We start from the raw sequence: 22,898 nt of genomic DNA on the forward strand, positions 1-22,898 counted from the left end.
GTTATGCTCTGTCCACGCGTACTGTCTGAACTGATCATTGTGCTCCTACCGACTGGGCGACCGCTTTGAATGTGCGAAAGATAATCTGCAGGTCACCGACGAACGACCAGTTCTCGACGTAGTAGAGATCGAGACGAATCGCCTCTTCCCAGCTCAGTTTTGAACGACCACTCACCTGCCAGAGACCCGTCACGCCTGGTCGCACGTTCAGGCGACGCGAGGCGCTCTGGTCATAGAGCGCGACTTCGGCATCCACCTGCGGTCGCGGGCCAACGAGACTCATGTCACCCTTGAACACGTTAATCAGCTGCGGCAACTCGTCAATCGACGTCTTCCTGATGAACTGTCCGAACTTCGTGATTCTCGGGTCATTGTCGATCTTGAAGAGTGGCTGACCCTCTTTGCCCTGAGCCTTGAGCAGCGCCTTGAGTTCAGCGTCGGCGTTGACACGCATCGAGCGGAACTTCCACATCTTGAAGTGCTCACCGGCTCGACCGACGCGCTTGTGCTTGAAGAAGACCGGGCCGCCGTCTTGGGCCTTCACCACGATGGCGACCACCAAGAACACTGGCGAAAGCAGAACGAGTCCCAGCCCAGAGGTGATGATGTCGAAAGCGCGTTTGAGCAGCAGAGTGCGCCCGTCGAATCGCGGTGTCTCGACATGCATCAGAGACATGCTCGACATCGGGCGCATGTGAATGCGCGGACCGGCCACGTCGATGAGGCTCGGTGCAAGAGCAAGGTGCCGGCGATTGGATTCCAATCCCCAGCTGATGCGACGCACACGGGTGGGCGTCAAATGCCGAGAAGCCGTGATGATCACGGTATCCACATCCAGGCGATCGGCGACCTTGAGACAATCCTCCAGCCCCCCGAGCACAGGCACATCGGTGCCGGGCAGAGCATCGCCTTCCACCTTGTTCGCCACGCAGGCGCCCAAGAGTCTGAGACCTGCATCAGGGGTGACGGCGAGTTCTTGGGCAATCGCAGCTGCGGTGCTCGACCCTCCAACGATCAAGGCCGAAGCGACGAATCGTCCGTGCTTGCGCTGGCCGTTCAGCCAGCGGCGCCAGAGCCAGTGGCCGATGAGCAGCAGTGCGAGTCCGAGGGGCAGAGCCACAAGAAAGTATCCACGCGAGATCTGCAGCTTCAGCAGATAGCTCAGAACGGCCAGACCGCCGAAGAGCAGCATGGTGGCTCCGACGACGTTGCGGTACTCTTCTGTGCCTGAGCCGAGATAGCGCGGCACGTAAGCGTGATATGCGGCAAGCAGCGCCACCCAGAGCAGGCCAAGCACAATTGTGAACGGCATATAGCTGAGCTGCAGATGGTCAAGCCACTGGGCGCCGCTCACGTCAACGTCATCAGCGCCGAAGCGCACGATATGTGCGGTGCAGAGCGAGACAAAGATCAGAATGACGTCGGTAACGAAGAGCCTGATGACGTAGGGGCGCAGAACCTCAGCCCGCCGTGCGCTTCGCTGACGTTCGTGGCCTCGCCAGAGCTGCGTCTCGGTGCTCATGCGGTGAAAGGCTCAGACGTACCTGCGAGCACCTGCACCAATGGCATAACAAACTCGTCAGCGGTGACGTGCGGCAATCTGATTCCCCCTTGGTTTGGGACCCCCGCCCAAAGCAACAGTTTCAGAGTCTAGCCCATCAGCATTGCAGAAAAGAAAAGACGATACTCGAACCTGTCAGTCAGCGGGACCGTTCATTCGAATATCACCCCAAAATTCACACCATCTCGTCGCCGGAACGTCTCAGAACGGCACAGTTCAGCGCAGCAGGCCGCGTTCTGCAGCCACCGCGAGCAGCTCTGGCCTGTTGTGCACGTCAAGCACACGATAGAGCCGTTGAATATTGCTTTTGACAGTGTTTGTCGACACATGCAGCTCATTGGCGATCTCACTGTTCGGCCTGCCCTGAGCAATGAGATGCACGAGGTGCAGCAGAGTCGGCGGCAGCTTTGGTCGAGGCAGCGCATCGGGCACCAACGAGTGCGAGGTTGGAATCTCACACGCCGCATAGAGCGGTGCCATCAGATTGCCTGGAACGACAGCCAATGAGCGTCGCCCGCCTTGCAGGTCTGCGATAGCAGCTGCCTCCCGCAGCATAGACTGTGCCTCTGTGCTGCGGCCGGTGTGCCACGCTGCGCATGCGGCGAGCGTCATCGCTTCAGCTCGAGCAAGCGGGCCGAGCAAGTCGAAGGCCAGAGTCTTCGCAGACAGATCAGCAGCCTCTTGAAACTCTCCGGCGTACAACGCCAGGCGAGCACGCGTCGGCAGCGCCATCAGAGCATCCGCTGCAGCGAGACGGCCGGCCAGTGCATGTGCCGCACCCAGATGGCGTGCAGAAATCATCGTCTCGACCTGACAGATCGTCACGATCTGTGCCGGCATTTCGTCGGCCGCTGGCAGCATGGGGCGAATCTCTTCGAGAATCGCCGTCAGCAGGCTCGGCACACCAAGCACTTGTGCCGCGCGGCGATAGGCCAACAGCAGAAACGGCCAGAGCTCGTCATGCCAATACGCTGCATCCTGAGTAAGCCCGATCAGCCGTTCGACTTCGTCTCGGTCCAGACGTTCGGCGGCGATGAACAGCGCCGCCGTATACTCACCACAGCGCACCATCTCGCGAATGCGTCCTGTCGGCTCGGGCAGCGTTCGAAGACGACGCAGATGTCGGTCGGCAGCCACTAAGTCGCCCATGAGCACGCGCGTGACTGCGAGTTTGCTCTCGGCATCACGACACAGCATGCGGTCGCCAGCAAGAGTGGCGATTTGCCGTGCAGCTTCGAAGTCTCGTGCGGCCGTCGTATAGCGCCCGGCGAGCAGAGCAGACAGACCAGCATGCAGTCGAGATATCGCGGTTGTGCTGGTTCGCAGGGGTTCAGCGACCCGGTCGCTCTCGGCGAAGCTCTTCTGCAGACGCAGAACCAGGATGCTGCTGAGCAGACGAAGTTCGCGTGACGACGAGCGGGTGAACTCTTCGAGCTCGCTTACCACAGTGCTGTCTGCATTCGTGACGGGCGCTTTCGCCTGCACAGCGAGAAATGCTCGACAGAACATCAGATCTGGGTGGGTGGTCTGCACCTCTGTCGGCAACGCCCCGAGCGCACTGTACATCAGTCGGGGAACTTCACTGGTCAGGGAATAGAGGTTCGGCCGCAGCACCTCAATCATGCCTGCGATGTCTTTGTCTTCGAAGGCCTGCTGCAGCCGTACTGCGGGCGGTTGTTCAGTCTTCTTCATCGCCTCGCGAATGCGCTGCATGTTGTGCCTGTAGGTGTCAGGGTGACGTCTCAGACACTCCTGTCGGGCGACTCTTCGCAACGCGTCAGGAATGCGGCCGATGACAGTGACGTCGTCGTCATCGGCCAGAATCAGCCCGTTGGCCATCATGCCTTCGAGCAGATCTGAAAAGTCGTTGTCTGGCCAGAGTTCGACAGCCAGGCTGTGCGTCAACGCCACAGGCAGAGCCATGGCAGCGAAGAAATCGACCTCACGCTCAGAGAGATGCAGATTCGTGAGCACGCCCAGAGCCGCGTCATCGACCGTACCGACAGCATGACCGCGTCCGAGCATAACATCGACGACTGGTTTCAAGCGACCGACCTCATGTGTCACGTGTTGGGCGCGGTCGGTGTCATTGTCGACAAGAGCCAGCAACTCGGCGGCGTCAAGCAGCGGAGCTCGCGGGGGATCAATGCTCGCCGAACTCGTCACGCAACCACCCATCCATATCGTTCGAGACCGAAGTTACCCGCGTACACACATCGCTAACCAAGAAAGACATTTTCTGGCCATACTCAGACTAGTATCCGCCAGAAATACACCGTCCAGCGTCACCCGCATCCTCAACTGGCACGAATTCACCCCATAATTCACCCCTAATGGCGAACAGCCTCGACGGCACGAAGCGGGTCGCGCGCTTGGCTACAAACGCACGACCCGCTTCGTGTTCCGTCAGCGGCCGAGACCGCTGACGTCTGCCGCCTCAAGGGGCTGAAGAGGCCGGCTATTCAGTTATTCGTCCATCAGGTATTCATTCAGCGTGCCGACGACGACGTATCATCAGCAGTGCTGCTCCGGCGAGCAAGAGCGCTGCACCCGCAGCGATGGCGCCCGCTGTGAGACCAGTTCGAGCGAGGTCACCGCTGTTCGTCACCGGCTGCACCGGATCTGCAGTGTTGGTGATCGCTCCGAGATCGATCGAGACATGCTCGGCGTCGATCGTCACGGGGTGTGCGGTGCCGTCAATCTGATAGCCCTGCGGAGCCTTCGACTCAGTAAGCGTGTACTCGCCCCAAGCCAGATCGCTGAGCTGAAGACGCCCGTCGGCCTTGTCGAGATCGAGGTCGCCGTTGTCGACGATGGTGCTGATCGCGCCGTCTGGCCCGCGCAGACTCCACTCAGAGCCAGCCAAAGCGGTGCCGTTCGCGCCATCGGTCTTCTGCCACAGCAGTGTGCCCGGAACGCGATCGTTGGTGATCGCCCCAAGGTCGAACCGCTGCTGATCGGCGCCGATGACGAGAGTCTTCGTCTCAACGGCCCGGTCTGCCGCGGGCTGCTCAGCGCCGGCGATCGTGTAGCCCGTCGGAGCCTTCGACTCGGTCAGCGTGTACTCACCCCACGGCAGATCCTTCAGTTGGATTCTGCCCGGAGCTTCGTCGGCGTCGTGATCGCCGTTATCGACCACGGTGATCTCTCCGTCGGGGCCAGTGAGCTTCCACTCACTGCCGCCGATCAGCACGCCAGACGTCGCATCCGTCTTCTGCCAGCTGACGTCACCGAGAATGCGTGCGTTCTGCACCGTGCCGAACGAGACGCTCTGCTCGGCGTTCGCCGCGTCGATCGTGACCGTGTGTGCTTCGGCGTCAGCGGTGTACCCCGCCGGAGCCTTCGACTCTCTCAGTGTGTAGTCGCCCCAGGCGAGGCCGCTGACCTTCAGCGCGCCCGCCGTGGCATCCTCGTCACCGGTGCCATCGTCGACCACGGTCGTGGCTTTGCCGTCGGGGCCGACCAGCGACCATTCGCTGCCCGCGAGCGCGTCGCCCGTGGTCGCGTCGGTCTTGTTCCAGGTCAGCGAGCCGGGTATGCGCTGGTTGGCGATCGCTTTGAGCCGTACATCGACCGCATTCTGGCCGATGGTGACCTTAAGGTTCTGCGTCGTGACCTGATAGCCGGTCGGAGCCTTGGTCTCGGTCAACGCATAATTGCCCCATGCTAAGCCGCTGACCTTCAGCGCACCGACCTCAGGATCTTCATCACCCGCGCCGTTGTCGACGACCTGAATGACCTTGCTGTCGCCTTTGTCGGGGCCGGTCAGCGTCCATTCGCTGCCCGAGAGCTTCGCACCAGAAGTTGCGTCGGTCTTCTGCCAGGTCACGGTGCCCGGATCATGGTCAAGAGTATTGGTGAAGGTGACCGCACCATTGGCGTTTTCACCGATTGTGACCTTCTGATCGTCGGGGGTCTGCCAGGTCGCGCTGTCGACGCCCTGCGGGGTGTTCTCGTGCAGGGTCACCTCGGCGTTCGCGGGAACCGGCTGTGAGGTCCAGGTGGCGCCGGCCTTGACTGTCCACTCCCCATGGCCGGCGGCGTAGACGCCGTCTTTGGCCGGGTACGACCACGTGCCGGTGTAATCACGGTCTGTGCCGACCAGCTCGGTACCGGTACCTGCCATGGCCTTAGTGATGCTGAAAGTGCCCTTGCGCAGACTCGCGGCGTTGGTGACCAAGGTATGGTCTGCAGCATCGCCAGCGGTCGGCTTCAACCTGCCGTCAGCTGTGATGGTGTACACATTGTCTGCAGAGGCCGGCGCGAACACCGGGTCTGCCCACGTGGTGTCAGCTGTGTCGCTCGGCTTCGCCTCTGAGAGCGTCACCTTCGCCCCGACGGGGATGTCGGCTGACGATATGTAGTCTTTACCGTCAGCTTTCACTGTGATGTCGCCACTGCCCGACTTTGTGTACTGCGCAGCATCGGGCCCGTACCGGTAGTCGTAGTGCACGGTGTATTCAGACGGAAGTCCGAGAACACCATCCGGGTTGTTCACGTTTTTCTGCAGCTTGAACGACGTCGTGGGCTTCAGATCGGCAGTGTTCGTGAGCTTCAGCGGCAGAATGCCATCTTTGCCAAGAGTGCCGTTATCATTGCTGAACGTCACCTCATAGGGCAGGGCGAGCGACTTGCCAGTGGCATCAGCCAGCTGCGGAGCACCCCACTGCACTGCACCGGTGTCGGACGGAACGATCTCAGTGATCTTGACAGTGTCACCCTCGTCGAAATAGGGAGAAGTGGCAGTACGCCCGGCTTGAACGGTGAAGCTGCCCTGATTGCCTTTGTGCGCTTCTGGCGCTACGACTTCGTACCTCACCTCGAAGTTCAGCCGCTGCTGTGCAATGCCGCTGGCAGCATTCCCATCAAGCTCTTTCGCAACAGAGAAAGCGCCCTGATTCGTACCCACGCCCCACGCACTCGACTGGCGGCTGACGGTGTTACCAGTCGCTCCATCGGTCTTCGTCGTACCGTCTTTGGTGACGGTCACTTGATACGAGTTGTAATAGACCGTGCCGTATTGCGGCGCCTTGGTCTCGGTGGCGACGGACGTCGAGAACTTCAGCTGGTAGATGCCCTGTACGGTGCCGTCCTCGGTGGCGATGAGGCGTTGCCCCTCCTGCAACGGCTCGTATGCGGTGCGATCAATGGCAGCCGGAGTGGTGAACGTGAACTTCGACGTTCCGTCAAACACCGGGCTGGGCGCCAGATCCTTCCAACCGCTGAGATACTCTCTTCCCTCATTGTTCGTGTTGACCAGCGGGGTGTAGACGACCTTTGCAGAGCCGGGGATATATGAGAGAGCGGGGTCATTGCCGGTGATGTCGTCAGTGACCACCACATCAGAGGATCCTGGCGTTCCATGGTCATCTGCGACCACGTTCATCGTCCAGTAAATCGTCTTTCCGTCGTCAGACAGCGACCCCCACTTGCCTGCGCCAGTGGCTCCATAATCGCAGTTCACTGTGCAGGGCTGCGGCACAGGCTTCGGGTTGATGACGACTTTGTTCGTCTCAGTACCGTTGATCGAGTACCCCTGGTCGGTCACGGTCTCTTTGTTTCCTTTCGAGACCGTACCGCTGATGGTCAGCTGCCCATTGATATCTTTATGCGTGCTCGCGTATGCGTCATCGAGTGCGCAGTGCAGATGCCCTCCATTCGCTCCGTCAGCAGGTGCGACCGTCGTGCAGGTGCCGATCTTGACGCCACCCGGGGTATTGAGGTCGAACGCACGATCGCCGATCTGAAGGTCGGAGGGCATTTCGACGTCGATGACTGCCGGAGTGTCGTGCGGGTCTGGAAGCGACCAGTTGAGGTCGAGCCTGAAATCACTGCCGTCGGTCAGCGTCTCGCCACCTGACGAATTCGTCAGCTTCGCAGTGTCGATGCTGGCCGTGGTCGCCGCAGAGGCACTCGACACCCCGAGCAGGTTCGAGCCGATGGCGAGATAGCCGCTGAGCAGCACGGCCATGGCCAGTACCAGCAGTCGATAGCTGAGGCTTCTCTGACCAAATCTGAAATTGTCGGGTGATTGCGCACTGTGCATGAAAGCAGACCTCTCCCGCCAAGGCGGTATGCGATATCGATTGCCGCACGGCCGACAGACCGCCCGCGCACCCCGAATATAGGCAAAATGCCTTACCAAGAAAACAGAATTCGAGGCATTTCACCCCGCAATTCACCCCCAACTGGTTTGGAGCGTCTCGGAAGCGCATAGTGTGCCATATGGCATCTGGGCGCCAGCAGAAGTGCTACTCGCTGCGTCTCCCCAGCCCCCTCAGAACGAGCTGAAATCGAGCTGCGGCGTGCCGTCGCCTCCGATAGACACCGGCACAACCGTCGTGTAGTCGAACACTCCGGTGCTCACCCGCGAGTCATCGCGCCAGTCGTCCTCGTCGTCAAAACGCCATTTGTAGTCGACGTGCATGTCGCCGCCGGTCAGCACGACCGATCCGGCAGTCGAGCCCTTGGCCCCCTCAGTACCGTTCTGACTGCTCGTGCCCTGCTCCGAGCTCGACGAGCCGCCCCAGCCACCCGATCGGGACGACTGCGGAACAGCTTCGTCGGTGAACTTAATCGTCGGCTGACCCGACCATGAACGGCGTATGCCCGTGACGGCATACGAGCCCGGATCGTTCATTTTGAGGTGCTTGCAGCCCTCTGGCTCGAACTTGTCAGACTGCATGCATCCGGCAATGCGGCTCTTCACCTGATTGATCGCGTAGTCCCGCCCCATCTGCGACCAGGTCTCGGTGAACGCCACCGAGGCAGCATCCCCATCACCCGAAGTGAACGCTTTGACCGTTACCGGTTCGCCGAAGGTCACATACTGGCTGTTCTGCCGCGGGGCGAAGGTGTACGCCCCGGGCAGCACCGAGATCTCGTCAGCGCTGCCGAGCTGCACTTTCACACCGTTAACAGTGTCGACCGCATCTGGCGAGCTCACTGCGATCTTCTGCATACCGCCATCGGTGAATGCCCAGTCGTCGAAGATGATCCCTTGATGTCCACGTTTCTGCAGCGTGATCGTGACCGGGTAGCTCTTCGAATCGATAGTGAGGTCAGCGTTGACCGTTGCGGTGTCGCCCGAGATGGTCGTGCCGTCGATCGCGAACGCCGTCGGCCTGGCCGAGGATGCACCAAAGACCTCTGAGGTCAGCAGCGCACGCTGGTCGGTGCTCAGGTTGGGCCGGTACAGTTCGAGCGCGTGGTCGACATCGCCGTCAACCACGGCCTGTAGGTAGGCCTTGGCACGTGCCTCGGGGCCGTAGGTCGAGCTGTTACCGACCGCACGTGTGATGAAACCGGCGGCGACCAACAAGCCGATGCAGACTATGGCAATGATGATGACGATCCAGCGGCGCTTCTGCCTGCGGCTCTGCTGCTGCAGCTCATCGGCACTCAGTGCGCCGACGACCTCGCCGCTGCCCCACCCGCCGCTGCCGTTCCAACCAGCGTCGTATGGTGCCACGGGCGCCTGCGGCAGCCGCGGTGGCGGAGCGCCGTGCTGCTGGCTGGCATCGTCAGATCGGTCATTCTCGGGCGTCATGCGTCATTCCCCCTTGAGCACAAAACTACACAGCACTCGATCAGCATCGCTCGACTGCCGAATTCCAACATCACAATCCTACTCAGCACAGCGCAGACAGAGGCCCCGGCGAAGACAGATCAGCTGTCGCGGCCGGCGACCACCACAGTGGCGTGGCCCTGCTCCGGAGCCACAATGTGCAGCTCGCGGGCGTCTACCAGAACTGCGGCCTGCCCCTCACCCACTGTCAGATGTGCACCGTCTGCGTCGCGAATGAGCAGCCGCCCATCTCCGTGGTGGTGCATCACGTAGGCGATGTCCCCGTCGTGGAACGGTACGCGCGCGCGCTGCCCGTCACTCACATGCGTGAATGTGAGCCGCAGCCCAGCCCCTTCGGCCTGCACCTCGACGACGTCGTTTTTGTGGTACTCATACAGGTGCTTGGGTGCCGAGGGCTCGAAGTCGAGCACCTTGAGAAACTCGTGGTCGTCGACGTGCTTCGAGGTGAGCCCGGCGCGCAGCACATTGTCGCTCGGCCCCATGAGTTCGAGACCGGTGCCGTGCAGGTAGCAGTGCGGCGTGCGCGGGCGCAGGTAGATCGACTGACCGCGTTCGAGCGTCTCGTGACGCAGCAGAAGCCCGAACGGCACGCCGCGGTCTCCCGGGTAGTGCTCGTCGAGCCGGCGCAGCACCTCGTCACGTTCGTTCGCGCAGACTCCGAACCCGCCAGTGAAGCGAGTATGCATCTGATTCGCCAACGCGCGGCCGAACACCGCGTCGTCCTGCAGCATCCACCGCACGGCAGCCTCGATCGGGTCGTCTTCGACCAGCGCATGCAGCAGTTCGAGCCAGATGATCTCTTCGGTGCGCGACTGGCAGCTGCGCAGAATCAGCTCGACGTCGGCGATCACGGCTTCGGGGTCGCGAAAGCCGGCGAGCAGGTCGAATGACTCGCTCAGGGCGTAGACCATCTCGGGCTTGGCATTCGGATCGCGGTAGTTGCGCACAGCGGCTTTGAGCGGCACGTTCATCGCATTCTCGAGCACGAAGCCCTCGTTCGCCTGATCGGCGTCTGGGTGCACCTGCACGCTCAGCGGGCGATCGACCGAGAGCAGCTTGAAGAGGTAGCCGATCTCGGCAGGGCGCCCGAGCTGCCGCAACGCCTCTGGCAGCGTCTCACCCTCATACGGGCCATCCACGACGACAGACGGCCAAGTGGGGTGTGTGCCCAGCCAGAGCTCGGCTTCGGGCTCAGCCTCTGCGGGCATGGGCACTGATGAGTCAGCTGCCGATGCAGATGTCTTCGCAGAGACCTCGCTGGCCACGAAAGCACCTGCGCTGTGGAATCGTCGTGAGGGAACACCTCGCAGACGCGCTATGCCGCCGGGTGTGCCCCAGTCGTAGTCGCGTGGCTCGTTGTCGATCAGCAGTGACATCAGAAGTCATCGTATCGTGCATGTCTCAATGGCGCAGATGCCCAGCCGACATGAAGAGGCCCGAGACTCCGGTCGGGGGGGGTGACACAGAATCTCGGGCTGTTCAACATGGTAGCGGGTTCCGGGCAGTACGTCTTCTTCAGAGCATCATTTCTTATGAATCTGATAGAAAGACTGCCGATCCGACACATATTCTTCGCACGATACGGGCACCCGGCCATCGACCGAACCAAAACCTGTGCTGAGGCTGCCCCAGCCTCCACGTGCGATGTGGGCGCTACCGAGGAGCAGGTCAGAGTACGCGACGGATGCCGTAGTTGCCGTTCCAGACGCTGATCGGCGAGATCTTGACGACGTCGCCAGGCTTCGGCGCGTGAATGACCTGGCCGCCGCCGAGGTAGATGCCGACGTGACCGCCGCCACTCATCCACACGAGATCGCCGGGCTGCGCCTGAGCGAGCGAGACCGCCGTGCCGACATTCATCTGCGCCTGCGAGACACGCGGCAGCGAGACGCCGTTGCGTGCGAACACCCACGAGGTGAAGCCTGAGCAGTCGAAGCCGGCCGGCGTGGTGCCGCCCCAGACATACGGCGTGCCGAGGTACTGGCGTGCGGTGCCGACGACGGCCGCACCGCGGCTACCGGTGGACGCCGGAGCAGACGGCGTCGGAGTCGGCGCGGGCGTGGGCTTCGGCTGAACCGCCGGAGTCGGCGCTGGTGTGACTGCCGGAGTCTGCGGACGACTCGGAGCGGGCGTCACGGCAGCGGGTGCAGCCGGTGCCACAGCCGCCGGGCGCTGCACAACGGCAGGAGCCGCCCCGGTGTTGAAGTTCGCTTCGTCGCCTGCTGACACCGGCGCGATCTGATGCGCAGTGGTGCTGCGCTCGGCCTGTACCTGCTGTCGAGCCTGATCGGCATTCTGCCCCTGCAGCTGCGCGAGCTGCCCACGCAGGGTCACGACCTCGTCGGTCTGACCGTTGAACATGTCGTAGGCCTGCTGCGCAGCCTGCTGCGCAGCCTGTGTGCGCTGGTCATACTCGTCGGCAAGCTGTTCAAGAGCCTGCTGCTGCGACTGCGTCTGATCACGCAGAGCCGAGAGCGTGTTCGCATCGGCGAGCGCACCCTTGACCTTGCCGTCGACGTCGCCGCCGAGCTTGTCAAGAGCAGCCATACGCTTCAGCGCATCGTCGGCGTCTGCGACTCCCACCACCGTCGAGAGCTGAGAGTTCGCGACCGAACCTCCGCCACGGGCCAATTGAGCCGTGACCTGACCGGCCTGACGTTTGGAGTCATCCGCCGCCTGCTGCGCGTTCTGCACCTGCACCTGCAGATCGACGAACGAGCCGATCGCGTCAGACAGGCGCTGCTGCACCTGCGCGCTCTGCGACTCAGCATCGGAGCGTGCCTGTGCGGCGGCCGTATAGTCAGCCTGAAGCCTGTCGAGCGTGCCCTGCACCTGTTTCACGAGGTCATCGCGCTTACCGGGGTCGTTCGCGGCCGCATTGACGTCATCCTGACTGGGTGCGGTCACCGGGTCTGCCACTGCGGGAACGCCTGACCAGACGCCGGCCCAGAGTGCGGTTGTGAGTGCGAGGCCAGCTGCACTGGCCCCAGGGATGATGCGAGACTTCACCGATCCTCCTTGTGGCACGCGCGGACCGAGCAATTTGGTCAGTCCTGCACGAAAGACGCTCACTAGTCTAGGCACCCTTGAAGGGCAAGCTCAAAGGCGGCGTGTCGAAAAAGTTTCACCTTCAGATTGAGAGTTAGGGGCTTCTACAGCCGAAATCTGCCGGACCACTCGCGCGCAGACTGCGGGCGCTCTGCGCCGTCACCGTCACCGTCACCGTCACCGTCACCGTCACCGTCACCGATATGAGAGCTCCGCATGAAGTGGCGCTCACCGGCGCTTCTACGCGAACAGAGTGACCAAGTGCACGATGCCCACCACGACCGCGACGGCCGCAGTGGAGTATCCGACGCACAGCGAGGCGAGCAGGGTGCGCGATGCACCGCTGACCACATAAACATGCTGCGGAACGAGAGCACCCGCGAACTCCGCCGCGGCCAATGCCACCCGCGCATCATGATTCTTCTCGGCGCGGTGCAGCGCCACGTGCGAGACGACCAGCCCCGGAAGCGCAGACAGCAGCACCGCCCAAACGAGCACTCCGGTCATGCCTGCCGCAGTCAGCATCCCTGTGAAGAGCCCCACCACGATGACGAGCACGAGCGCAGCGGCGAGCCAGGTGAGCACGGCGCCGGCTGCGGTGAGCGCGGTCGAGCTCGCCTTGTCACCGGCGGATGCAGCAGCCAAGTCCGCCTCCCCCGTCGCATCCGCGGCCGCGCGCGTGCGGTCGGCGACATCACCGGCATCCGCCGCACCTGACTCGACCGACTCTTCGACGGGCAGCGCCGAGGCAGGCGCGAGCAGAGCATCCTCAGCATGGCGCAGGGAGCCGAGGCCGCCCTCGAGACGCACGCGGGAGTGCCTGTAGCTGTACCCGAAGTAGAACGCCAGGCCGACCAACAGCCACACCACGAAACGCAGCCAGGTCTCGATCGCGAGGTTCATCATGAGCCAGATGCACAGCACGCCCGAGATGATCGGCAGGGTCGGCGACCAGGGCACGCGGAATCCACGAGGCACATCGGGATAGCGCTTGCGCAGCACCGGCACGGCGAAGCTCACCAGCACGAAGGCGCTCAGCGTGCCGATGTTGATCATCTCGCTCAGCTCGTTCACGTCGCCGAGACTCGCGATGACGGCGACGATGATTCCGCAGCCGATCTGCAGCCGGGCCGGCGTGCCGCGCTTCGAGGTGTGCGAGATCGCGCGAGGCAGCAGACCGTCGCGGCTCATCGAGAACACGACGCGCGACAGGCCGAGCAGCAGCACCATGATCACCGTGGTGAGCCCGACCAGAATGCCGATCGTGATGAATGTTCCGGCCCAGTTCGCCCCGACGAGTTTGAAGGCGGTGGCCAGAGTCGGCTCGGGCTCGGCTGCGAGCTGCTGGTAGCTCACCATGCCGGTGACGACGATGGTGACCGCGACGTAGAGCACAGAGACGAGTGCGAGGCCGCCGAAGATGCCGCGCGGCAGGTTGCGCTGCGGGTCTTTGGTCTCTTCGGCCGTGGTCGCGACGACGTCGAATCCGATGAACGCCATGAAGACGAGCGCGGCAGCGCCGAGCAGGCCGAACATGCCGTAGCGTTCGGGTTCGGCGCCGCTCATGAAGCTGAGCAGGCTCTGATGCAGCATGCCGGTGCCGCCATCGGCAGGTGCCAGCTCAGCAGGCGGCAGGAACGGCGAGAAGTTCGCGGCCTTCACATAGAAGGCGCCGGCGATCACGATGAAGATGGTGATGCCGACCTTGATGAGAGTGAAGATGTTGTTGACTCGTGTGGTGAGCTTCGTGCCGACCACGAGCAGCGTGGTGAAGATCGCGACGATGACGATCGGCGGCCAGGATGCGGTGAACGGACCGACCTGCACATCCGTGGGAATGTCCCAGCCGACGAACTCGAACACGTTTCGCACGTAGATGCCCCAGTACTTCGAGATGACCGAGGCGGCCATCAGCATCTCGAGGATCAGGTCCCAGCCGATGATCCAGGCGATCAGCTCGCCCATGGTGAGATACGAGAAGGTGTAGGCCGACCCCGAGACGGGCACGGCCGAGGCGAACTCGGCGTAGTTCATCACGGCCAGGCCGCAGATCGCCGCAGCGATCACGAACGAGATGATGACCGCCGGGCCCGCGTAGTTGGCCGCCGCCTGCGCACCGACCGAGAAGATGCCCGCACCGACCGCGACCGCGACGCCCATGACCGCGATGTCCCAAGCGGTGAGCTCGCGTTTGAGCTGCCGTTCCGGATCTGCGAGATCCTCGTTGACCTGTGTGATCGTCTTGCGCGCGAAAAGACTCATTGCTGAGTCACATCCTCTCTTTGTGCCGGCGGCGGGCTGGGGCCCAGGCGGCTGTGGTGCTGTGGTGCACTGCGGTGTGGTGGTGCGCTGCGGTGTGGTGGTGCGCTGCAGTCGTGATTCCGGGCGATTCCTCTTGCGATCGAACGCAGGGGTCGGTTTCGCTGCTCCGCAGGTCGCCCGGCTCTTCTCGGATCGTGACCCGTACATCCGTATTTCTTCTGCCTTGTGGGCTGCCGACGTCGCACCTTTCAACCGACGACCGCGTGCCTTATGAGCCGCTGGTCGGGGTGGATGCGTGCCAATGCCGCCAATAGTTTAGTCATGCTGTGGTTTTCGTGTGGAGTTTGCACAGATTCAGCCGCAAATCACCGGTTGGCTCTCTCGGGGCCGTCTGTACGATCCTGTACGGATTGCCCGAGCTCGGGGCCCGAGGCTGAAGCTGAATCGACAGAAGCGGAGCAGTCAAGCGCTCAAGAGCCACCCACGCCCTGCAGCACGCACCAGCACGCATCCGCACGCACCCGACTACTGTTAAGGCGATGAGACCCAAGAAGACCAGCGCTGCCGGCCAGAGCATCACTGTCTACACCGACGCCTCATTCGATCCGAACGAGAAGCGCGGGGTATACGGCTGGGTCAGCCCATGCTCCGACGACCAACAGCCCGATCACTGGGTCGGCATGCGCAAGGCTCCGTCGGTGAACCAGCTTGAGGTGCTCGCAGCGATCGCTGCGGTGATGGCGCACCCAGATGCGCACGACGTCACGCTCTATACCGACAGCCACGCTGTGATCGTCGCGTTCGAGAAGGCCTCGCGCTCTGAGACGGTCAAAGGTGTGCCGTCTGCGCGCGTCGAAGCTCTGCACGAAGTGCTGCAGCATGTCAGCGTCGACGTGCGCAAAGTCGCCGCGCACACCACCGACTACTGGAACAACGTCATCGACCGCGTCGTGCGCGCAGTGATGCGCCGGCTCGAGGTCGAGGCCGATCAGGTGCACCTTCCCAAGCAGGATGTCGTGCAGGCGGCCCTCGACGAAGCACGCCGCACCTCGAACGAGACCGCGCGCAAGGCCGAGCGGGATGCCGCCGAACAGGCTGCGAAGTCCGCCGCCGCCGAGGCTCAGCAGCATGAGGTCGAGAAGGCCGATCGATTCGTCAGGTCGGGGCTGGAACCCCAGGCAGGTCTGGCCCCTGTGTCGACTGCGGCCGACTCGGCCACGCAGCTCACCGCCTCCCTGTCAGCCGAGCTGCTTGCGGCATCCGCTGCCGAGCGTGAAGTGCCCGACTACCTGGCCCCCACATCGGCTGGCGTGCTCAGTCCGCTGTTCGGGGCCGGCGCCGAAGTCGCAGCCGAACTCGCCGCTGCCGGCCTGGGCGATGGTCACGGTGACGGTGGCGCCGATTCGACGGATGCTGCAGACGAGCCTGAAGAGACCTGGTCGGATCCGTTCGCTGTTCCGGTTCAAACCAGACGCTCGGCCGATGCGCGGTCTGCACGTCAACGGCCTGCGAGCGCACATATCTCCTCTGAGCTGGCTTCGACCCCAGCTGTCGCACCCATCGACTCGATCTTCGACTTGGTCGCCGAGGCGAGCTCGACCACAGAGTCTGTCGAGGCTGCTCCATCGAACATCGACGAGGTTGACGTCACACTCTTCAACACCGCAGATGTCGGCGGAGGGCCGTTCGACCCAGGCCAGTTCGACACGGCCCAGTTCGACCCAGACCAGTTCGACGCCACATCGTTCGACATCGGCGCTGCCTCTGCCGCACCACTCGATTCTGCGGACTCACAGGAGACACGATTCGCATCCAGTGAATTCGAGACCACTGATTTCGGGATCTTCTCTTCAGAGGCCTCTGCAGAGCCCACCATGACCTACTCGAGTGCGGCTCCGGCGACTCGAGAGGACGATCTGCTCCAGCATCCTGCGTCAGCTCGTTCGAACGATCTGGGCCGCCCGACCGACGCCGACGTCTTCAGCGTGCCGAGGTCGAGCGACCCGTTCGTGCTGCTCGATCAGCTGCAACTCGAGAATCAGCAGCTGCGGCACGAGCATGCGGTGCTTCGTGAGGCGCTCGAGATCATGCTGCGCGACCGGCGCGCGTGACGATGCGGCACCGACCAGAATCACCCAGCCATGAACAGTCCGCCATTGACGTGCAGAGTCTCGCCAGTGATGAAACTCGCCGCATCGCTGGCCAAGAAGGCCACCGCTCGAGCGACTTCCATCGGCTCGCCGTTTCGTCGCAACGGGGTGTCGCGCAGCATCGCTTCTCCACGGTCTTTGACAAGATCCCCTACCATCGGGGTCATGATCGTACCCGGGGAGACCGCGTTCACTCGCACCTCTGGGCCGAGTTCCAATGCCAGACTGCGCGTCAAAGCGATGATTCCAGCCTTGCTCGCCGCGTAATGCGCGTGAAGCCGGCTGCCTCTGTGTCCAGCGACGGAGGCGAAGAGCACGATCGCAGCACGATCACCCAACGACGGCAATGCGCGACGCACAAGAGTGAACACACCGTCGAGATTGATCGACATCACCTGTCGCCATTCTTCATCGCTCATCTCGGCGACGGCCCGGCGCGGGTAGATTCCCGCGGCAGGCACAAGCACATCAATGCCTCCGAACCGCTCGGTGACGACGTCGACCAAGTGCTGAGCTGACTCCGGATCTGCACCGTTGTAGGGCACCGTCAGCACTGTCCCGCTGCCCTGGGGCAGCGCGCTGACTGCAGCGTCGAGCGCATCGACGCTGAGATCGGCAAGTGCCAGGTCAGCCCCTGCCTGACGAAAGAGCTTCGCCAGCTCCCGTCCAATACCTCCAGCGGCACCGGTGATGATCACACGACGCCCGGTGAAGTCGAACGTCACCTCACGCGAGTTCTCACCCGATGAGTCGCCCTGAGCGGTGCGTCTTCCATGTGCTTGCGCCGATGCTGGCATTGCATCGACGAGTCTTGGCTCAGGTGCAGTACTGCGGTCATCTGAACCGCTCGGTCCGCCGACGCCGCCAGTTGCGTCTTGGAAGTTCTCTTTGTCTCGATCTGCAGAATCATGCATAACGCGTCTCGTCTCTCATCTCATTGTTCTCATTCGTCACGGCCCGCGGCGATCTCACCGGACCATGTCACTGACATCGATCGTTTGCTTCGGGTGAATGGTGGTCATGAGCAGCGTGCTCAGCGCAGCGGCTCAGTACCAGTCGCCATCGACGGTCAGCCCGCCATCGGCGACGATGCTCTGGCCGGTGATGAAGGACGCACGCGGCGACAGAAGAAAATCGATGACCTCGCAGATCTCAGAGGGTTCACCGAGACGGCCCATGGGTGTGCGGGCCACAATGCGATCAACCCGCAGTTTGCCCTGCTCGATCAGCCCGTCTGTGAGCGCGGTTCGGATGTACCCCGGTGCCACCGCGTTGACGCGAATGCCAGCGCGCGCCCATTCGACGGCAAGGGCTCGCGTCAGCCCCTCGATGCCGGCTTTGCCTGCACAGTATGCGGCGCGCTGCGGCATTCCCGTCTGCGCGGCAACCGAAGACAGGTTGACGATCGCTGCACGCGGAGACTCCGAGAGCAGTCGGTACGCGGCACGTGACGAACGCTGAGACCCATTGATATGAATGTCGATCAGTGAGCAGAACTGGGCGTCCGAGATCTCATCGCTGGGCGCGGGGCGTGACACTCCAGCGCAGTTGACTACGGCGTCCAGCCGACCCTCGATGTGAGCGATGGAGTCGTACGCGGCGGTGATCGATGCGTCATCGGTGACGTCGGTCTGCACGCCGCGGGCGGCCTCACCGAGTTCGACGCAGGCTTGTTTCAGTCCGTCTGGGTTCAGGTCCAACAGCACTGCCCGACCACCGTCAGCCACCCAACGCTGGGCGACGGCGAAGCCGATGCCTGATGCTCCCCCAGTAATCGCCACCACCGGCGCTTCATTCGAGGCGTGTGTGGTGCTTGTGTTCTGGCTGTTCTCGTTCATATCGTTTCTCCTATCGTCTTCATTCTGAGAAGCTGTCCGCATGCGCATCGACGAGCCATGACCTCACTGACAAGACGGTCGGGCAGTTCCGACCTGCCATCAGCATGTGATCAGAGCCCGACAGGCTCATCGGATAAGCTGCTGAAATGCCATCGCCTGATTCGACGCACGATGACCTTGCGTCTGCCGCCGAACGTGAGACTTTCGCACCCGTCACAAGCGTGCGCGCAGTCAACGCGCTGCGCACGGCGATTCTCGACGGACAGTTCATCCCCGGTGAGCGGCTCACTCAAGAGCGACTCGCCGACTTCATCGGATCGAGCCGCGTGCCCGTCCGGGAGGCGCTGAAGACTCTGTCTACCGAAGGCCTCATCACTCTCGTCGAGCACACCGGCGCATGGGTGACGGCGCTGTCGCGCGAGGAATGCACCGAGGTCTACCGTGTGCGCGAACGCATCGAACCACTGCTGCTCGAGGCCTCGATGCTCCACCTCACCGACGAGGACGTCCACATGCTCGACGACATGCGTCGAGACATCGACGCAGAGCCCGATCTCAACCAGGTGGTCATCAAAGATCGAGCATTTCACTTCATGACGTATTCGCGCGGAGGCGGCACGTTTCTGCGCGAGACCGTACAGCGTCTGTGGAACACCACCCAGTTCTATCGGCGCCGGTTCATCGAGCAGCAGTCGAACCCTGGGCGCGACATGATCTCTCATGAGCACACTTTGCTGCTCGACGCGATTCGACGCCGTGACGTGCACAGCGCCTCACAGCTGCTTGAGCTGCACATTCGCCGCACCCGACTCGCGTTGCAGGTCGCCGACGACATCTTTGAGGCGTGAGCAGGCGTTCCCCGGCGGTATGCCTCCAGTGGAACGCCTGCCCTCACCAACGTGTTCACGCTCTCAGGCCTCTTTCGCTGCCCCGGCAGCCTCTTGACTGCCTTCGGCCTGGATCACATCGTCATCGGCAAGGTTGATTCCCTTGGTCTCAGGCATGATCCAAGCGGCGAAGAATGCGAGCACACACAGTGCGGCGACATAGAGCTGGAAGATCCAAGGCTGACCGACTGAGGTGAACCATGTGTTCAGGTACGGAGCCGTACCGCCGAAGAGCGCCACAGACAGAGAGGTGGCGAATCCGACGCCCGCCGCGCGAGTACGGGTGCTGACCAGTTCCGACATCAGGGCCGGGTACATGCCCGCCGCACACGCCCACAGCAGCATGCCGATCGCCTGCGACACAAAAAGGGTCCACGATGCCTGCCCGAGCAGTGCATGAATCGGAAAGACCAACAGAGCGGAGCCGAGCCCGAACGTCATCATCATCGGGCGACGGCCGATGCGGTCTGAGAGCCGGCCTGCGAAGGGCAGGAAGCAGACGGTCACCAACTGCGCCAGAAGGCTCGCGATGAAGGCCCCGTTGGCGTCCATGCCATGTGCCGAGATCGCGTATGACGATGCGAAGGTGCCCCATGTGTAGTACCAAGCGTTCTGTCCGGCGGACAGCATCAGCACCAGACCACCGAAACGCAGGATCAGACGACGACGCCTGCGCCGCTCGGCGTCGCTGACCTGCTCGGGTTCGGCGGCGGCCGACTCGGCCGTCTCAGGCTCGAGTTCGATCGTCTCCGCCGCGTTGCGCCGCAGGAACAGCGCATACACGCCAAGCAGCGCCCCGATCACGAATGCGACACGCCATCCCCACGCGCCCACTACATCCTTCGGCAGGATGCCGGTGATGAGTGCAGCGAGCAGGGTCGCAGTCATCACTCCCACGGTGACCGCGGTGAAGACTGAACTCGCCCAGAAGCCGCGCTTCTCGCGTGGAGCGATCTCGGCGATGTACGCATACGAGGTACCTGCCTCACCTCCGTGCGCAAGCCCCTGCATCAGGCGAGCTGCCAGCAGCAGCACCGACGACCAGACGCCAATAGCGGTATAAGAGGGAATCAGAGCGATGACCAGACTGCCTGCGGCCATCGTCATCATCGTGGCGACCAACGAGAACTTGCGCCCCTTGCGGTCTGCGAGGCGGCCGAAGACCAAACCGCCGATGGGACGGGCCAAGAACCCGCCCGCAAACACCAGCAGGGTCGACAACAGCGCCGAGGTCGGATCGCCGGTGTCGAAGAACGACGCCGCGATGTATGTCGAGAAGAGCGCGTAGAGCGTCCAGTCGAACCATTCGAGCAGGTTACCGACGATGGCAGCGCGCAGCGAGCGCAGTTTGCCTGCGCGATCGAGATCGCGAATGCCGACGTGGTCAGCCTGAGACGAAGGCGAGTCACTGTCCGTCTGATCGAGGGATGTCATCAGAGTTCCTGTCTTTCTGTGTGGGGGATTGACGAGACCGGCACGATACCGGCCTGCAGTCAGCAATGATTAGAGCTTGAGTTTGTTGAGATCGGCGCCCTTGGTCTCGGGGAAGAACAGGGTCGCGACGAACGACACGACGCACAGCGTCATGACGTACACCGAGAACATCCATCCCGCTCCGAGAGACACGAAGAGCTGATTCAGATAAGGGGCGGTGCCGCCGAACAGCGCCACCGAAATCGAATAGGCGAATCCGATGCCGCGGCTGCGCACATAGGTGGGAAAGTTCTCAGCTTGAATAGCCGGATAGATCGATTGGCACATCGCCCACATGACCAGTGACGCTGCGACCGGCAACGCCAGCGTCCAAGGCGCAGCCCCGACCATGAGCGTCAGCGGAATCGTGGTGACGAACGCGAGCACGGCGAAGCCGAACATCATCGGTTTGCGGCCGATGCGGTCCGAGAGCTTCCCCATCAGCGGCATCGACGCCAGGCACACGAGCTGCCCGACCATCGTCGCCCAGAAGGCGGCGTCGGCCTGCATCCCCCGCTCTTTAATGGCGAACGTCGTCATGTACGTCATCCAGACGTAGTTCACGCAGGTCAGCCCTGAGGTGAATGCGATCATGCGCAACGTGATCAGGGTGATCTTCTTGCGACTGAGCTTCTGCGGGGCATCGGCATTCTGGTGAGCGTCGAAGACATCGCTCTCATGCATACTGCGTCGCATCCACAAGACCACGATGGCCATGGCACCGCCCAGCAGGAACGGAATGCGCCAGCCGTACGTCGCCATCGCATCCTCCCCCAGCCACGTCGTCAGCACCGCACTGATGAGGAAGGCGAGCACGCTGCCGCCGATGATCGAGACTCCCGACACCGACCCCCATTGGCCGCGCTTTCCGGCTGGGGCGATCTCAGCCACATAGGTCGTCGACGCACTCGACTCACCGCCATGCGCAAACCCCTGCAGACACCGCAGCAGCAGCAGGAGCACCGAGGCGGCCACACCGATCGTGGCAAACCCCGGAGTGAGCCCGATGGCGAAGCACGCCGCCGCCATCAGCAGCATGGTGATCAGCAGAATCGCCTTGCGCCCGATGCGATCGCCGAGCCATCCGAAGAAGATCCCGCCGACCGGGCGCATGAGAAAGCCGACGGCAAACACGGCGAAGACGGCGAGAAGCCCCGATGCCGGGTTGCTCGAGTCGAACATCGCAGCCGCGATGAACGGAGACATCACCGAATAGGCGCTCCACTCGTACCATTCCAGGATGTTGCCTGCCGTGCTCGAGACCAGCGAGCGACGCCGCTGCTGGTGACTGACCGCAGGCGAGTCGATGGCGATTCCTGGTCCAGGTGGCGTGTCTGCACTCTGGGTAAGCGAGGTATTCATCGTTGAATGTTCCTTTTCATTCTGGAGGGGGATGCTGTGGGGGACACAGACATCCGTTCTGAAGCCCGATCCGGTCGAGCATCGCTTGAGAATTTAAGACTTCGAACGCTCAGCGCTCTGGATGACGGGTATCCCACAGCAGCGTCTCGCTGGAGCGCTCATACGCTTTGCCCTGAGGAAAGCTCACCAGTTCGAATTGCATGCCCCACGGTGAGAGAAAGTAGACCCATCGCTGGCCGGTGCTCGCACCGGAGCTCGCAGTGGGTTCGTCAAGCACACGCACGCCCCGACCATGCAGATACGCGACGGCATCATCGAGGTCATCGACGTAGAACGCCAAGTGATGGCCGCCGATGTCACTGTTCATCGGCTGTCGCTGCGGCGGTTCAGCAGGTTCGTATTCGAATACCTCAAAGTTCGTTCCGAAGCCGCAGCGGTAGAAGCGCAGTTCGCGCATGACCGTTCGCGGGTGCACGTTCAAGTGCGTCTGCATCCAGTCGTCATCGCTCTGGAACGGACCCAGGGTATAGACGTGCTCGCAGCCGATCACGTCGACGAAGAACTCATGGGCCTGTTCGAGGTCGGGCACGGTGAAACCGATGTGATCGGTTCCCCGCAGTCGTGGAAGCGCCATTGCCTTCACCTTTCTCTCGCTCGGCTAGCGTAATGGATACAACTCTCGTGTCAATTCCTCAAATAAAGCGAATATGATTCACATTCAGGTTGCAT

14 protein-coding genes are annotated in these 22,898 nt (G+C 62.5%); 2 read left to right on the plus strand and 12 right to left on the minus strand.

Translation table 11 applies throughout. The features are described 5' to 3' along the window. Positions 1-34 precede the first annotated feature (34 nt). The 7 genes from F8O09_RS04755 to F8O09_RS04785 all read right to left on the minus strand — a co-directional run bounded on the left by F8O09_RS04755 (position 35) and on the right by F8O09_RS04785 (position 14,459). Positions 35-1,522: a sugar transferase gene (locus tag F8O09_RS04755; protein WP_158054120.1), complete on the minus strand. Its 1,488-nt coding sequence runs from the start codon at positions 1,520-1,522 to the stop codon at positions 35-37. Positions 1,523-1,777: 255 nt separating this feature from the next. Next, complete coding sequence (locus tag F8O09_RS04760; protein ID WP_192497565.1) at positions 1,778-3,727, minus strand: LuxR C-terminal-related transcriptional regulator; 1,950 nt, start codon at positions 3,725-3,727, stop codon at positions 1,778-1,780. Between the two features lie 319 nt (positions 3,728-4,046). After that, positions 4,047-7,607, minus strand: coding sequence for a SpaA isopeptide-forming pilin-related protein (locus F8O09_RS04765; RefSeq protein WP_158054122.1), 3,561 nt, complete (start codon positions 7,605-7,607; stop codon positions 4,047-4,049). A gap of 231 nt (positions 7,608-7,838) precedes the next feature. Further along, positions 7,839-9,110 (minus strand): hypothetical protein, encoded by a 1,272-nt coding sequence (locus tag F8O09_RS04770; RefSeq protein WP_158054123.1) that lies wholly within the window; start codon positions 9,108-9,110, stop codon positions 7,839-7,841. Between the two features lie 119 nt (positions 9,111-9,229). Continuing rightward, a complete protein-coding gene (manA, locus tag F8O09_RS04775; RefSeq protein ID WP_158054124.1) occupies positions 9,230-10,525 on the minus strand; it encodes a mannose-6-phosphate isomerase, class I in 1,296 nt (431 codons plus the stop codon). Positions 10,526-10,817: 292 nt separating this feature from the next. After that, positions 10,818-12,158, minus strand: a complete 1,341-nt coding sequence (locus tag F8O09_RS04780; protein WP_158054125.1) for an NlpC/P60 family protein — start codon at positions 12,156-12,158, stop codon at positions 10,818-10,820. Between the two features lie 279 nt (positions 12,159-12,437). Then, complete coding sequence (locus F8O09_RS04785) at positions 12,438-14,459, minus strand: amino acid permease (RefSeq protein ID WP_158054126.1); 2,022 nt, start codon at positions 14,457-14,459, stop codon at positions 12,438-12,440. Positions 14,460-14,998: 539 nt separating this feature from the next. Here F8O09_RS04785 and F8O09_RS04790 point away from each other — a divergent pair. Further along, the gene (locus tag F8O09_RS04790; protein ID WP_158054127.1) at positions 14,999-16,570 is read left to right on the plus strand and encodes an RNase H family protein; all 1,572 of its coding nucleotides are present in this window, start codon (positions 14,999-15,001) and stop codon (positions 16,568-16,570) included. A 20-nt stretch (positions 16,571-16,590) separates the two neighbouring features. On the opposite strand, the gene F8O09_RS04795 is transcribed toward F8O09_RS04790, so the two are convergent. Both F8O09_RS04795 and F8O09_RS04800 read right to left on the minus strand, forming a co-directional pair. Continuing rightward, entirely contained in the window at positions 16,591-17,406 is an 816-nt protein-coding gene (locus F8O09_RS04795; RefSeq protein ID WP_158054128.1) for an SDR family NAD(P)-dependent oxidoreductase, read from the minus strand. A 249-nt stretch (positions 17,407-17,655) separates the two neighbouring features. Further along, positions 17,656-18,447 carry an SDR family NAD(P)-dependent oxidoreductase gene (locus F8O09_RS04800; protein ID WP_158054129.1) on the minus strand — a complete coding sequence of 264 codons (792 nt, stop codon included), beginning with the start codon at positions 18,445-18,447 and terminating at the stop codon, positions 17,656-17,658. Positions 18,448-18,593: 146 nt separating this feature from the next. Here F8O09_RS04800 and F8O09_RS04805 point away from each other — a divergent pair, with 146 nt between their 5' ends. Then, positions 18,594-19,295, plus strand: coding sequence for a GntR family transcriptional regulator (locus tag F8O09_RS04805; RefSeq protein ID WP_158054130.1), 702 nt, complete (start codon positions 18,594-18,596; stop codon positions 19,293-19,295). 63 nt (positions 19,296-19,358) lie between these two features. Here the strand turns inward: F8O09_RS04805 and F8O09_RS04810 are convergent, their stop codons facing one another. From F8O09_RS04810 to F8O09_RS04820, 3 genes are all read right to left on the minus strand, one after another. After that, positions 19,359-20,768, minus strand: coding sequence for an MFS transporter (locus tag F8O09_RS04810; protein WP_158054131.1), 1,410 nt, complete (start codon positions 20,766-20,768; stop codon positions 19,359-19,361). Positions 20,769-20,837: 69 nt separating this feature from the next. Beyond that, entirely contained in the window at positions 20,838-22,169 is a 1,332-nt protein-coding gene (locus F8O09_RS04815; RefSeq protein WP_158054132.1) for an MFS transporter, read from the minus strand. A gap of 109 nt (positions 22,170-22,278) precedes the next feature. Next, the gene (locus F8O09_RS04820; protein ID WP_158042385.1) at positions 22,279-22,803 is read right to left on the minus strand and encodes a VOC family protein; all 525 of its coding nucleotides are present in this window, start codon (positions 22,801-22,803) and stop codon (positions 22,279-22,281) included. Between the last annotated feature and the right edge of the window lie 95 nt (positions 22,804-22,898).

Source organism: Pseudoclavibacter sp. CFCC 11306 (assembly GCF_008831235.1).
GTDB lineage: Bacteria > Actinomycetota > Actinomycetes > Actinomycetales > Microbacteriaceae > Pseudoclavibacter_A.

Excerpts from the sequence above, each read along its gene's own strand:
- F8O09_RS04755 (WP_158054120.1), bottom strand. The coding sequence starts at position 1,522 with ATGAGCACCGAGACGCAGCTCTGGCGAGGCCACGAACGTCAGCGAAGC.
- F8O09_RS04765 (WP_158054122.1), bottom strand. The coding sequence starts at position 7,607 with ATGCACAGTGCGCAATCACCCGACAATTTCAGATTTGGTCAGAGAAGC.
- F8O09_RS04770 (WP_158054123.1), bottom strand. The coding sequence starts at position 9,110 with ATGACGCCCGAGAATGACCGATCTGACGATGCCAGCCAGCAGCACGGC.
- manA (WP_158054124.1), bottom strand. The coding sequence starts at position 10,525 with ATGTCACTGCTGATCGACAACGAGCCACGCGACTACGACTGGGGCACA.
- F8O09_RS04785 (WP_158054126.1), bottom strand. The coding sequence starts at position 14,459 with ATGAGTCTTTTCGCGCGCAAGACGATCACACAGGTCAACGAGGATCTC.
- F8O09_RS04790 (WP_158054127.1), top strand. The coding sequence starts at position 14,999 with ATGAGACCCAAGAAGACCAGCGCTGCCGGCCAGAGCATCACTGTCTAC.
- F8O09_RS04795 (WP_158054128.1), bottom strand. The coding sequence starts at position 17,406 with ATGCCAGCATCGGCGCAAGCACATGGAAGACGCACCGCTCAGGGCGAC.
- F8O09_RS04800 (WP_158054129.1), bottom strand. The coding sequence starts at position 18,447 with ATGAACGAGAACAGCCAGAACACAAGCACCACACACGCCTCGAATGAA.
- F8O09_RS04805 (WP_158054130.1), top strand. The coding sequence starts at position 18,594 with ATGCCATCGCCTGATTCGACGCACGATGACCTTGCGTCTGCCGCCGAA.
- F8O09_RS04810 (WP_158054131.1), bottom strand. The coding sequence starts at position 20,768 with ATGACATCCCTCGATCAGACGGACAGTGACTCGCCTTCGTCTCAGGCT.
- F8O09_RS04815 (WP_158054132.1), bottom strand. The coding sequence starts at position 22,169 with ATGAATACCTCGCTTACCCAGAGTGCAGACACGCCACCTGGACCAGGA.
- F8O09_RS04820 (WP_158042385.1), bottom strand. The coding sequence starts at position 22,803 with ATGGCGCTTCCACGACTGCGGGGAACCGATCACATCGGTTTCACCGTG.